Genomic DNA, 14,366 nt, shown 5'->3' with positions numbered 1-14,366 from the left:
CCGGCGGGGTGCCGCCGCCGGGCCGGACGCGGGCCGTGCCGGGTGGTACGGGCCGCTCCGGGTCGCTCCGGGCCGGGCGCGCCGGCGTGGTGACGCGGGGGTGTGCGCGCCGGGCCGGGGCCGAGGGCGGGCCGGTACTCCGCCGGGGAGCGGGGTGGGCCGGCGCCTGCCCGGGGGTCGGCCGGCACCCGCCCGGAGACCGGGGCGGTACTCCTCCGGGAAGCTGGTCGGGGGCAGGGGGCGCCCCGGGGAGCAGGTCGGGTCGGGTTGGGTCGGGTCGCCGCTCCGCCCGGCAGCGGTCAGTACTCCACCTGGAACATGTAGCGCCGCTGGTCGAGGTCGTGACCGCGCACCGACTCGTAGTGGCGGGCCAGCCGGGTCACGAAGACGTCCAGCGCGATGGGGGTGATGTCACCGCGCACCTCGCGCGGCACGCCGGGGAGGCTGAAGATCCGGGAGTCCACGTAGTGGGCCTTGCGGGTGTAGGTGTCCAGGAACGCCTTGGTGCGCTCGGCCATCGGGCGGGTGGGGTCCTCGCCGAGGAAGAGGATCACCGGCTGGTCCTCGGTGACCATCTCGAAGGCGCCGTGGAAGAACTCGCCGGCGTGGTAGCTGCCACCGTGCTTCCACTGCATCTCCATCAGGTAGCACATGGTGAAGCCGTAGCCCGCGCCGTAGTTGGGGCCCGCCGACAGGACGTACGTCACCTCCTCGTCGGCCAGCGCGGTGGCGATGGAGTGGGCCAGTTCCTCGCCCTCCTCCTGCGCGGTGTACAGCGCCTCGGGCAGCGCCTCGTACGCCGTACGGATCGCCGCGTGGTCGCCGGCCACTCCGGTGCGCTCCAGCAGGGCGTGCGCGAGCTGCCCGAACAGCACGCCCTTGGGGGCCACGACGGTGTCCTCGCTGCCGTAGGTGAAGGTGATGTCGGCGGCCTCGGCCAGCGGGCCGTCCGCGTCGCGCGCGATGGCGGCGACCTTGGCACCGGCCGAGCGCGCGTAGCGGGCGGCGGCCACCGTCTCCTTGGTGGTGCCGGTGTGCGAGGAGACCACCACGAGCGAGCCCTCGCCCAGCAGGGCGGGCCGGCGCAGGTTGAACTCGTCGCTGTTCATGTGGAACACCGGGAACCGGGCGCGGGTCTCCAGCAGGAAGTGCGCCGGGTAGGCGGCGGTGAGCGAGCCGCCGCAGCCGACGAGGAAGACATTGCGCAATCCGGCGCCGACGACCTCGTCGACGAAGGCGCGGGTGGCCTCGTTCTGGCTCAGCGCGAAGGCCACGACCTCCTTGAAGTCCTTGGTGATGGGCTTGAGGGGCAGGGTTGCGGTGGTCACGCGGGTCCTCTCCAGGAGCCAAGAGCCCAGGAATGGCTGGGAACAGGGAAACAGGGTCGGAAAAGCAGGGTGGAGAACCGGGCTGGGAACGTTCCCAAGACGGAGCGTCAGCGCGTTGGGAACGTTCTCAGCGGGATGCTGGGAACCTTCCCACCGCGACAACGGAGCGTCAATACTTCGGGGGCGGTTTCCTCGGCGTGAGGGGAGGAGCACGCGGAAAGTGAAGGGGGTGGGGAGTGGAGGGCGAGGTGTGATGGACGGGGTGGAAGGCGACGGTCGTACGCGGAAGGGGCGCCGGGGCAGGCCCGCGCGCCAGTCGTACGCGAAGGGGCGCCCGAGAGGCGGTGTCCGAGCGACGGCCAAGCGGTGGGCGCCCGGAGCCCCCGAAGTCCCCGCGCCCCGCCTCCCCTCGTCGGCCTTCCCTTCCCGCCCCCGTGAGACCGCCCCCGTGAGACCGCCCCCGGCCGTCGCCCGACCAGCCGATAACCTGGCCGGGCCATGACGACGAACCGACGCAGCGGTCCGCACCGGCCCGCCACGATCCCCGATGTCGCCCGCGAGGCAGGCGTCTCCCGCTCCACCGCCTCCCGGGCCCTGGCCGGCTACGGCTCCGTCAGCCCGCAGGCCCGGGAACGCGTACGGGCCGCCGCCGACAGGCTCGGCTACCGCGCCAACCAGCTCGCCCGCTCCATGATCACCGGACGTACGCACACCCTCGGCGCGGTGATCGCCGACATCCAGAACCCGTTCTTCGCGGGGGTCACCCGAGGCATCACCGACGCGGCACGCGCCGCCGGTTACCAGGTACTGCTCGCCAACACCGACGAGGACCCGGCCGCCGAGCAGGCCGCCGTCAAGACCCTGCGCGACAAGCACGTGGACGGCCTGATCGTCGCCCCCGCCGCCACGACGGACGCCGGTCACCTCGCCGCCGCGCACGCCGCCGGGTGCCCCGTGGTCCTCCTCGACCGCGACATCCCGGACCTGGGGATGGACTCCGTCACCGTCGACAACCACGGCGCCGCCCGGGACGCCGTACGCCGCCTGCTGGCCGCGGGGCACCGCCGTATCGCCCTGGTCAGCCTGGTCGGTGACGGGGTGCGCGACCCGGCCCCGGTGGATCCGGGCTCCACCGGGCTGGCCCGGATCGAGGGCTACCGCTCGGCGCTGCGGGAGGCGGGCATCGCCGACACCGACACGTATCTGCGGATGGGCGCCTTCCACCAGCAGGACCCGGCCGACCTCGCCCGGGACCTGCTCGCCGCCCCCGAACCGCCCACCGCCCTCTTCGCCACCGACAGTGTGATCGCCCTGGGTGTCCTGTCCGCCGTACGCGATCTGGGCCTGCGCGTCCCCGAGGACCTCTCCCTGGTCACCTTCGACGACACCGACTGGGCCCGCGCAGTGCGCCCCCGGATCAGCGTGGTGGCCCAGCCCGTCCAGGAACTGGGCGCCCGGGCGGTTCGCGCCCTGGTCTCCCGCGTCCAGGGCGGCACCGGCGAGCGGGAACACATCACCCTGCCGACGCGGTTCATCGCCCGCGAGTCGGTGGCGGCCGTGCCGCCGCCGGGCGGCTGACGCGGGACGTGCCCGGCGCCCGGTCGGGCCTCTCGCCCCCGATCCCTTGCGCTGCCGCGCATCGGGCAGGAGCTCTTGGTGAGCGAGGTCGGTGGGGGTGTGGCGAGGCCGCGCCGGCCCGCCCGGCCACCGGCCGACGCCCCCGGCCACCGGAGGGCGTACGACGAGCGACGGGGGCCAACTGCCGTGGGTGGCACGGCAGTTCGCCCTCCTGACGGGCGGTCACAGCAGACGGGCACGGTGGTGGTCCGCTCGCCGGTCGAGGAACCGGGCGCAGGCGTCCGGAAGCCCGCGCGACACGCCTCCCGCCGCCCTCGGAAGAGTCAGCGTCCTTCGGGCGATACGGACGGACGACAAAGTTCCGAATTCAACGGAAGTCTAGGGAAAATCGGGTATCGCCAGTCGTACAGTTGTCCTCGATTTTCGACAGAGTCGAGGTGGTCACCGTGCGCGACCAGAGCCCGTTACGAGCCGAGACTTGGCCGATGTTGTCTCGGACCTGCCCGTTCTCCCCGCCGCCGGAGTACGCGGGCCTGCGCGAGCACCCCGGCCTGCCCAGGTTGACGGGCCCGAGCGGACGCACCGTGTTCGTTGCCGCGCGCCATGAAGACGACCGCGCCGTGCTCGGTGGCGCGCGGGTCGGCTCCGGCCGCTCGCACCCGGACTTTCCGTGGAGGCGCGACGCCGAGACCGTGTTCCCCGGCTTCGGGCCCTCGCTGATCGAGACGGACCCACCCGGGCACGGCCCCGCCCGTCGTCCGGTCGCCGGCGAGGCCACCATCCGCCGCGTGCGAGAACCGCGCCCCAAGGTCCGGTGCGTCGCCGACGGTCCGTTCGACGGTGTGCGGGCCGACGCCGGGCACGCGGACCAGATGTCGGGCGCCGGGCTGTCCCTGGTTCGCCGCGCCATGGCGGATGTCGGGATCGCCGACACTCCGGTACGGACAACGGGTGAGGGCGTCGCCGCTCTGTCCGCCGCCAACCGGCGACCCCGCGACCTTCACCGACCCGGACGCGTTCGACGTCACCAGGGACAGCCGCAGGTACCTGGCTTTCGGCTGGGGACCGCTCCGATGCCTCGGCAGGAATCCGGCCCGGCTGGAGCCGCGCATCGTCCTCGGCACCCTGTTCCGGCGCGTCCCCACGCCCCGCCCGGCCATGCCGCGCGGCGAAACTCTTCGTCCGGCCATGCCGCGCGACGAAACTCTCCGCCCGGCCACGCCGCGCGACGAACTGCGCCACGTCGACCGCTCCGCGTTCTCGGTATCGGCACTACCGGTCACTTGGTGACGGGGGCAAAAAGCGCCGGCCGTCGGCCATGCGTTTACCGAGCCGCGGGAGAGGCGGTTCGTTTTGTGCCGGTCGAATTCGGACAGGGGAGTGGATCACGCCGCGTTTTCCGGACAAAGAGCTTGCGGTGACGGCGATTCGTCTGGAGACCTGCTCTCGTTCAGGTGTATATCCATGACTTGCCGTGTGATCTGATATCCCGGGTTCCGGGTAAGGGTGAGTCGTCCTGCTGCCCGGTATTCGAGCGGCGCCACTGGGCGAACTCGTGGCCTGCGGTTTTGGCCGTTGTTCGAGGTCGGCCCGGCGACGGTCGAGGGGAGTGCTCGCCGGGGGGTGGCCAGTGCGGCGGAATGGCCGCCTCGCTTTCGGCGGGTAGCGGAATTCGGCGGGATCTGCTACGCGTCACGATGGTGCCGGAAATTCTTGACGGCAGGCCGAAGTCTCTAGTGAAAGCCCCAGATTTCGGCCGGTCGGTGTTGTGTGGAATGAGCCTGGGTGCTCATCATGTCGGTGCACCACGATTTATCGCCGTTTGGTTGGATGGTCGCGAGTTCGGAGAATGAGTTGGCGTCCATGGCAGCCGACAAAGTCCAAACTGCTCTGGGAGGGCACCGGATGCCGGGCGAACCGATTGCGATTGTGGGAATGGCGTGCCGTTACCCGGGCGGAATAGCCGACCCGGAAGGGCTCTGGCGGACGGCCAGGGACGGGATCGACGCGATCGGCGAGTTACCGGACGACCGGGGCTGGGACCTGGAGGCCCTCTACGATCCCGACCCGGACCGGCCCGGCACCTCCTACGTCCGGCACGGCGGCTTCCTCTACGACGCAGGCCATTTCGACGCCGAGTTCTTCGGGCTCTCCGACCGCGAGGCGCTGACCACCGATCCGCAGCAGCGCCTCCTGCTCACGACGGCGTGGGAGGCACTGGAGAACGCGGCGATCGATCCGACCTCGCTGCGGGGCAGCCGCACGGCCGTCTTCGCCGGCTCGATGATGCACGACTACGCGCCCCGGGTGCACACCGTCCCGGACGGGCTGGAGGGGTACCAGATCACCGGGAACACCTCCAGCGTGGTGTCCGGCCGGGTGGCCTACGTGCTCGGCCTCAACGGCCCGGCGGTCACGGTGGACACCGGCTGCTCCTCGTCGCTGGTGACCACGCATCTCGCGGTGCAGTCGCTGCGTCTGGGCGAGTGCGACCTGGCCCTGTCCGGCGGGGTGACGGTGATGGCGACGCCGGAGATGTTCGTGGAGTTCTCGCGGCTGCGGGGCCTCGCCCCGGACGGCCGGTGCAAGCCGTTCTCCGCGACGGCGGACGGCACGGCCTGGTCCGAGGGCGTCGGCATGCTGGTGCTGGAACGGCTCTCCGACGCCCTGCGCCACGGGCACACCGTGCACGCGCTGGTGCGCGGCACCGCGGTCAACTCGGACGGGGCCTCCAACGGGCTCTCCGCGCCCAGCGGGCCGGCTCAGGAACGGGTGCTGCGGGCGGCGCTGGCCGACGCCGGACTGTCCGAGGCGGACATTGACGCGGTGGAGGCGCACGGCACGGGCACCCGGCTCGGCGACCCGATCGAGGCACGGGCGCTGCTGGCGGTGCACGGCCCGCAGCGGGCGCGCCCGCTGCTGGTGGGGTCGGTCAAGTCGAACATCGGGCACACGCAGGCCGCCGCCGGGGTGGCGGGCATCCTGAAGATGGTGCACGCCATGCGTGACGGCGTGCTGCCGCGCATCCTGCACCACACCGAGCCCAGCCCGCACGTGGACTGGGAGTCCGGCAGCGTCACCCCGCTCGCGGAGAACACCCCCTGGCCGAAGACCGGACTCCCGCGCCGGGCCGGGGTGTCCTCGTTCGGCATCAGCGGCACCAACGCCCACGTGATCCTGGAACAGGCCCCGGAACCCGTGCCCGCCGCGCCACCGCGACCGGCGTCCGCGGTGCCGCTGCTGCTGTCCGCGAGGTCCGCGGAGGCGCTGCGGGAGCAGGCCGGACGGCTGGCCGAGCGGCTCAGATCGGACCAGGTCGGCCTGCTGGACGCCGGGTTCACGCTGGCGACCGGCCGGGCCGGGTTCGAGCACCGGGCCGCCGTCCTCGGCCGGGACCGGGACGCGCTGGCGCGCGGACTGGACGCGCTCGCCGGGGGCGATCCGGCACCGGGCACCGTCGTCGGGTCACCCGGCCGGGACACCGATCCGGTGCTGCTGTTCCCCGGCCAGGGCACGCAGTGGACCGGGATGGCCACGGGACTGCTGGAGTCCAGCCCGGTCTTCGCCGGGCACATGGCGGCCTGTCAGGACGCGATGGCCCCGTACGTGGACTGGAACCTGGGCGACGTGCTCACCGACGCGGACGCGCTGCTCCGGGTGGACGTGGTGCAGCCCGCGCTGTGGGCGGTCATGGTGTCGCTGGCCGGACTCTGGCGGGCGCACGGGGTGCGGCCCGCCGCGGTGGTGGGCCACTCCCAGGGCGAGATCGCGGCCGCGACCGTGGCCGGCGCGCTGTCCCTGGACGACGGGGCGCGGATCGTCACGCTGCGCAGCCGGGCGTTGCGGGCGCTCTCCGGCACGGGCCGGATGCTGTCGGTGGGGCTGCCGAGGGCGGCGGTCGAGGAGGCGATGGCCCGCTGGGGCGAGGACCTCTCGGTGGCCGCGGTCAACGGGCCGCGCGCGACGGTGGTCTCGGGCACCGTCGAGGCGGTCGAGGAGTTCGCCGCCGCGCTGGTCGCCGAGGACGTACGGGCGCGCCTGCTGCCGGTGGACTACGCCTCACATTCGGCGCAGGTCGAACTGCTGCGTGCGGAACTGCGCGAACTGCTGGCGCCGGTGACGCCGAAGGCGGCCGAGGTGCCCTTCCACTCGACCGTGACCGGAGGTCCGGTGGACACGACCGGGCTGGACGCGGACTACTGGTACCGCAACCTGCGCGCCACGGTCGAGTTCGAGGCGGCGGTGCGCGGGCTGGTCGCCGCAGGGCACACCACGTTCCTGGAGGTCAGCCCGCATCCGGTGGTCGCCGGGGGCGTGCGGCAGATCCTCGGTGACGTCCAGGAGGACCACGACGCGGACGGCGTGGTGCTGGAGACCCTGAAACGGGACGAGGGCGGTGCCGACCGCTTCCTGCGGGCGGTGGCCGAGGCGGCCGTGCACGGTGTGGACGTGCACTGGAACGGGCTGTTCGACGGCGCCCGGCGTGTACAGCTGCCGACCTACCCGTTCCGCGAGCAGCGGTACTGGATGCTGCCCACCGCCGCCTCCGGGCCCGCCGCCGGGCATCCGATGCTGGACTCGGTGGTCGAGCTCGCCGGGGGCGGCCTGGTCGCCACGTGCCGGCTCTCCCTCACCCGGCACCCCTGGCTGGCCGAGCACGAGGTGCGCGGCACCGTACTGCTGCCCGGGGCGGCCTTCGTCGAACTGGCGCTGCACGCGGGTGAGCGGGCGGGGCTGCCGGTGCTGGACGAACTGGTGCTGGAGAGCCCGCTGGTGCTGCCCGAGCGGGGCGAGACCGAGGTGCAGATCGCGATCGGCGAGACGGGTCCGGGCACGCTGGCGATGTACGCCCGGTCCGCGCCGGACGCGCCGTGGACCCGGTACGCGACCGGGACGCTCCAGGCTGCGGGGTCCGGCGGTGCGACCCTGACGGAGTGGCCGCCGGCCGGTGCCGAGGAGATCGACCTCGACGGCCAGTACGCACGGCTCGACGAGCGGGGTTACGAGTACGGACCGGCCTTCCAGGGACTGCGGCGGGCCTGGCGGCTCGGTACGGAGCGCTGGGCCGAGGTCGAACTGCCGGTCGATCCCGGGCGGTTCGGCCTGCACCCGGCCCTGCTCGACGCCGCGTTGCACCCGCTGCTGCTGGACGAGGGGAACGCGCCGGTGAGGCTGCCGTTCTCCTGGAGCGGGGTCGCGCTCCACGCGGTCGGGGCCACGGCCTTGCGGGTGCGGCTGACTCCGCGGGGCAACGACGCGTTCGCCGTGGCGCTCGCCGACGCGGCGGGCGAACCGGTGGCCACCATCGGCGCGCTCGCGCTCCGGCCCGTGGGGCCGGTGCGGCCGGGGACGGCGGGCGTGGACCGGGCGCTGCACCGGCTGGACTGGGTGCCGGTCGCGGGGAGGCCCGCCGAGGCGCTCGTGGACGCGCGGGTCGTGGACGTGGCCGGGCCCGAGGAAGCACTGGCGCGGGTCCGCGAGTTCCTGGACGCCGACGACAGAGACGACACCGACGACGCCGACGGCACCGACGACGGGAAGGCGACGGGCGGGCCCCTGATCGTGCGGACCCGCGGCGCGGTCGCGATCACGCCGGAGGACGACCAGGACCCCGACGCCGCGGCGGTCTGGGGCCTGGTCCGCACGGCACGCACCGAACATCCCGGCCGGTTCGTGCTGGTCGACCTGGACGGCTCCGGCGACCCCGAGGACGCCGGCGCCGCCCTGGAACTGGCGTTGAGCACCGGTGAGCCGGAGGTCGCCGTCCGGGGCGGGCAGGCGTTCGCGCCGCGACTGGCCCGCGTGACGCGGACGGGGGACCGGCCCGACCTCACCGAAGGCACGGTGCTGATCACCGGCGGGACCGGCGTACTCGGCCGGGAGCTGGCCCGGCACCTGGTCACCGAGCACGGGGTGCGGCACCTGGTGCTGGCGGGGCGGCGGGGCGGCGCGGCGCTCGACGCCGGTCTGGAGGACCTGGCCGGCGTCGCCGAGATCACGTTCGCGGCGTGCGACGTCGCCGACCGGGCCGCCCTCGCCGAACTGCTGGCGGCGATCCCCGAACACCGGCCGCTGACCGCGGTGATCCACGCCGCCGGGGTGCTGGACGACGGCACGGTGCGCTCCCTCACCCCCGAACGGCTGGACGCGGTGCTGCGGCCGAAGGTCGAGGGCGCGCGCAACCTGCACGAACTGACCGCACACCTCGACCTGGCCGCGTTCGTGCTGTTCTCCTCCGTGGCCGGTGTCCTCGGCACGCCGGGGCAGGCGAACTACGCCGCCGCCAACGCGTGGCTGGACGGGCTGGCGCAGCACCGCCGCTCGCGGGGACTGCCCGCCTCGTCGATGGCGTGGGGACTGTGGGCGCAGGACACCGGCATGACCGGGCGGCTGGGCGACACCGACCGGGCCCGGCTGCGGCGGACCGGGCTCGTGCCGATGTCCCGCGAGCACGGGCTCGCGCTGTTCGACGCGGCGCTGGGCACCGGCCTGGCGTGCACCGTGCCCGCCCGTTTCGACCTGGACAGTGTGCGGGCGGCGGGCCCGGAGCGGGCTCCGGTGTGGGCCGGGCTGCTCGGCGTCCGGCGGAGCGCGGCCCGGCCGGCCGCCGCTGCCGCGGCGCCCGTGCTCGTCTCCGGTGGCGAGCGGTCGGTGCTCGATCTCGTGCTGGCCACGGTGGGCTCCGTGCTCGGTACGGAGCGCCGGGTGGACCCGTCGCGGGCGTTCCGCGACATCGGCTTCGACTCGCTGTCCGGGGTGGAGCTGCGCAACCGGCTCTCCGCAGCGACCGGGGTGCGGCTCCCCGCGACCGCGGTGTTCGACCACCCCACCCCCGAGGCCCTGGCCGGGTACCTGTCCGGGCAGCTCCCCGACGCGCTGCCCGGCGGCCGGCCACCGGTCGCCGGGCCCGACGCGCACGACACGGACGACCCGGTGGTGCTGGTCGGCGCGAGCTGCCGCTTTCCCGGCGGGGTGTCCACCATGGACGAGCTGTGGGAGCTGCTGGCCGCCGGGCGGGACGCGATCACCGAGTTCCCGGCGGACCGCGGCTGGAACCTGGACGAGGTCTACCACCCGGAGCCGGGCCGCGGCGGGCGCAGCTACGTGCGGCACGGCGGCTTCCTGGACGGGATCGCCGAGTTCGACAACGGCTTCTTCGGCGTCGCCCCGGCCGAGGCGGTCTCGATGGACCCCCAGCAGCGCATTCTGCTGGAACTGGCCTGGCACGCGCTGGAGGACGCCGGGATCGATCCGGCCGCGCTGCGGGGCAGCCGCACCGGTGTCTACCTCGGGCTGATGGGCAACGACTACGCGCGCCGCGCGCACCGGACGCCCGAGGACCTCACCGGCGACGTCTCGATCGGCAACGCGGGCAGCGTCGCGTCGGGGCGGCTGGCCTACACGTTCGGCTTCCACGGCCCGGCGATCACGGTGGACACGGCGTGTTCCTCCGCGCTGGTGGCGATGCACCAGGCCGCGCAGGCGCTGCGAGCCGGTGAGTGCACGGTCGCGCTGGCGGGCGGCATCACGGTGCTCACCACGCCGACGCTGTTCGTGGAGTTCTCCCAGGTGGGGGTGCTCGCCCCGGACGGCCGGTGCAGACCCTTCGACGCCGCGGCGCAGGGCACCTCGTGGAGCGAGGGCGCCGGCCTGCTGGTGATGGAGCGGCTGTCCACCGCGCGCGAACGGGGCCACCGGGTGCTCGCCGTGCTGCGCGGCTCGGCGCTCAACTCCGACGGCGCGTCCAACGGGCTGACCGCGCCGAACGGTTCGGCCCAGCAGCGGGTGATCCGGGACGCGCTGGACGTCGCGGGCCTGGCGCCCGGCGAGGTGGACGCGGTGGAGGCGCACGGCACCGGCACCCCGCTCGGCGACCCGATCGAGGCCACCGCGCTGCTGGCGGCCTACGGGCGGGACCGGGCGCATCCCCTGCTGGTCGGGTCCGCGAAGTCCAACCTCGGGCACACCCAGGCCGCGGCGGGCGTGGCGGGCGTGCTCAAGATGGTGCTGGCCATGCGGCACGGCCGGCTGCCCCGGACCCTGCACCTGAACGACCCGAGCCCGCACGTCAACTGGGACGACGGCGCGGTGCGGCTGCTGGACGAGCCGGTGGACTGGCCGCGCGAGGGCCGTCCGCGCCGGGCGGCGGTGTCCTCGTTCAGCCTCAGCGGCACCAACGCGCACGTGATCCTGGAGGAACCCGAGCCCGAGCCCGAGCCCGAGCCGGAGCCGACGACCGCCGCGGCTCCCGCGCTGATCCCGTGGGTGCTCTCCGCGGCCACCCCGGAGGCGCTGCCCGCGCAGGCCGGGGCCCTGCTCCGCCGGCTGGCCGACGAGGACGGGAACGGCTCGCCGTCCGCGCTGGACGTGGCGTACTCGCTGGCCGCCACGCGGGCCCGGCTGCGCGCCCGCACCGTCGTGCTCGGCACGGACACCGGCGAGCTGACCGCCGCGCTGCGCGCCGGGACCGGCATCACCGGAGTGGCGGCCGACGGCGCGACCGCGTTCCTCTTCCCCGGCCAGGGCGTGCAGTACGCGGGCATGGCCACCTCGCTCCGCGATCAAGTACCGGCGTTCGCGGCGGCCCTCCGGGAGATCGCCGCCGAGCTGGACCCGCTGCTGGACCGGCCGCTCGACGAGATCCTCCGGGACGGACCCGGGGAACGCACCGACCACGCGCAGGCCGCGGTGTTCGCGGTGCAGGTGGCGGTGTTCCGGCTGCTCACCGCGATGGGGGTGCGGCCGGACGCGGTGGCCGGGCACTCGGTCGGCGAGATCGCCGCGGCGCACGCCGCGGGCGTCTTCTCGCTCGCCGACGCCTGCGCACTGGTGGCCGCGCGCGGGCGGCTGATGCGCGAACTCGGCGGCGAGGGCGCGATGGTGGCCGTCCGCATACCGGAAGCCGACGTGCCGGACCTGCTGCGCGGCCACGAGGACCGGGTGGCGCTGGCCGCGGTGAACGGGCCCGCCTCCGTGGTGCTCGCCGGGGACGCGGACGCGGTGCGGGAGATCTCCCAACGGGTGCCCCACGCGCACCTCCTGGCGGTGCCCCACGCGTTCCACTCCCCCCACATGGACCCGGTCCTGGACCCCTTCCGGAAGGTGCTGGCCGAACTGCACTTCCAAGCACCGGAGATTCCGGTCGTGTCCTCGGTGACCGGCGCACGGGTCACCGAAGAGCTGCGCGACCCGGAGTACTGGGTCCGGCACGCACGCGAACCGGTGCGCTTCCACGACTGCCTGCGCACGCTGGACGCGGCGGGCACCGGCACCTACCTGGAGCTGGGACCGGGCGCGACGCTCAGCGCGCTCGGCCAGGAGGCGCTGGGCGGGGACGGTTTCCTGCCGTTGCTGCGGCAGGACGCCGACGAGGTGCACGGCCTGCTGACGGCGCTGGCGACCGCGCACACCCGGGGCGTCGACGTGGACTGGGCGGCCTGGTGCGCGGGCGGCCGGGCGGTGCCGCTGCCCGGCTACGCGTTCACCCGTCAGCGGTTCTGGCTGCCCGACGACGACGGGGCCCCCGCCGATCCCCTGCTGCACGGTGTCGAGTGGCCGCTGCTGCCCGAACCCGGCCCGGCCGCCGACGCGCCGGGGCCGTGGCTGGTGGTGGCCCCGCCGGGCGCGGACTGGGACCGGCTCACCGAGGACGTGGCGGGCGTGCTGGGCGAGGGAACCCGCACGGTGCGCGGCGACGCCGTGGACGCCGAGCACTGGGACCGGCTGCTGCCCGGCCTGCCGCCGGGCACCGGCATCGTCTCCCTCCTGGCGATGGCCGAGGGCCCGGACGCGCCGCGGGTGCCGACCGGCCTGGCCGCCACCCTGGCGCTGCTGCGGGCACTGCTGTCCCGGGGCGCGGACACGCCCCTGTGGTCGATCACCGGCGGCGCCGTGCGGGCCGACGCGGCGGACGCCGTGCCGCATCCGGAGCAGGCCGCCGTGTGCGGGCTGGTGCGGGTCGCCGGCATGGAAGCGCCCCGGCTGTACGGCGGCCTGGTGGATCTGCCGCCGCGACCGGCCGCGGGGGACCTGGCCGCGCTGCCCGCCGCGCTGGCCGCCAGGGACGAGATCGCGATCCGGGACGGGCGGCTGTACGCCCGGCGACTGGTCCCGGTGCCCCGCACCGAACCCGTCACGGCGGAGCCCGTCGGCACCGTGCTGATCACCGGGGGGCTGGGCGGCATCGGCGCGCACATCGCCCGCCGACTGGCGGCCCGGGGCGCGGACCGCCTGCTGCTGATCGGCCGCCGGGGCGCGGACACCCCCGGCGCGGCGGAACTGCGCGCCGAACTCACCGCGCTGGGCAGCGAGGTGGAGATCGCCGCCTGCGACGTGGCGGACCGCGAGGCGCTGGCCGGGCTGCTCGCCGGGCGGTCGCTCACCGGTGTGGTGCACGCCGCCGGGGTGCTGGACGACGGGGTGCTGGAATCGCTGTCCGAGGCCCGGCTGGCGCGGGTGTTCGCGGCGAAGGCGGACGGCGCGCGGTACCTGCACGAGCTGACCGCCGGGCATCCGCTGCGCTTCTTCGTGCTGTGCTCCTCGCTGGCCGGCACCGCGGGCTCGCCGGGACAGGGCAACTACGCCGCGGCCAACGCCGTCGTGGAGGCGCTGGCGGCCCACCGGCAGGCCGCGGGCCTGCCCGCGACGAGCCTGGCCTGGGGCCCCTGGCTGGACACCGGGATGACCACGTCCTGGCCCGTCGGCCCGCGGTCGGACGGCGGCGCCACGCCGATGCCCGCCGACCGGGCGCTGGACGCGCTGGAGCGGGCGCTGTCCGGCGGTGCGGCGCAGTACGCGGCCGGTGCCGTGGACTGGCCGCGGTTCGCCGCCGCACGGCCGGGGCGCCTGTGCTCCGGACTGCCGGGTGTGGGCGCGGACACCGGGCCCGAACCCGCGAGCGCGCTGCGGGAACGGCTGGCGGCCACCGCGCCGGAGCTGCGGTCGTCGGTGCTGCTGGAGCTGGTCACCGACCGGGTCGCCGCCGTTTCGGGCCGGCCGGCCGGGGACCTGGACGCGCACCGGCCGTTCCGGGAGCTGGGCCTGGACTCGCTGGCCGGGGTCCGGCTGCGCAACCTGCTCGGCGCGGACACCGGAGTGCCGCTGGCGGCCTCCGCGGTCTACGACCATCCCACCGCCGCCGCGCTGGCCCGGTACCTCGGCGACGCGCTCGGTGTCGAGGAGGGCGACCCGGCCGAGCGCGTCGTGCTGGACCGCCTGAGGGAACTGGAGGCGGCCCTGCTCCGGCGGCCCCCGTCCGCGCCCGTCCCCGAGGCGGTCACCACGACACTGCGGCGACTGCTCCGAGGCCAGGAGGACGGCACCGCCGGCGAGCGGGCCGCGGTGCCCGACCTGAGCGGCGCCACGGACGACGAGATGTTCACGCTGATCGACGGAGTGCTCGACGACGCGGAATCGGACACCGGTCGCACCGCCGGCCGTGCCACGGAGAGGACCTAGCCC

Annotated in this window: 4 protein-coding genes; 3 read left to right on the top strand and 1 reads right to left on the bottom strand. The window is 74.9% G+C overall.

The genetic code is table 11. The annotated features are described in order from the left end of the window. Positions 1-299: 299 nt before the first annotated feature. Positions 300-1,328 carry an SIS domain-containing protein gene (locus tag ABZX96_RS23400; protein WP_355547606.1) on the bottom strand — a complete coding sequence of 343 codons (1,029 nt, stop codon included), beginning with the start codon at positions 1,326-1,328 and terminating at the stop codon, positions 300-302. 498 nt (positions 1,329-1,826) lie between these two features. On the opposite strand from ABZX96_RS23400, the gene ABZX96_RS23395 reads away from it, so the two are divergent. From ABZX96_RS23395 to ABZX96_RS23385, 3 genes are all read left to right on the top strand, one after another. Next, positions 1,827-2,906 carry a LacI family DNA-binding transcriptional regulator gene (locus ABZX96_RS23395; protein ID WP_355547603.1) on the top strand — a complete coding sequence of 360 codons (1,080 nt, stop codon included), beginning with the start codon at positions 1,827-1,829 and terminating at the stop codon, positions 2,904-2,906. 951 nt (positions 2,907-3,857) lie between these two features. Beyond that, complete coding sequence (locus ABZX96_RS23390; protein WP_355547600.1) at positions 3,858-4,196, top strand: cytochrome P450; 339 nt, start codon at positions 3,858-3,860, stop codon at positions 4,194-4,196. Between the two features lie 645 nt (positions 4,197-4,841). After that, positions 4,842-14,363, top strand: coding sequence for an SDR family NAD(P)-dependent oxidoreductase (locus ABZX96_RS23385; RefSeq protein WP_355547597.1), 9,522 nt, complete (start codon positions 4,842-4,844; stop codon positions 14,361-14,363). The last annotated feature ends 3 nt before the right edge of the window (positions 14,364-14,366 follow it).

Source organism: Streptomyces sp. NPDC003077 (genome assembly GCF_040611095.1).
Lineage (GTDB): Bacteria > Actinomycetota > Actinomycetes > Streptomycetales > Streptomycetaceae > Streptomyces.
The sequence above is the reverse complement of the archived record's forward strand: the minus strand, read 5'-3'. Positions and strand labels throughout refer to the sequence as shown.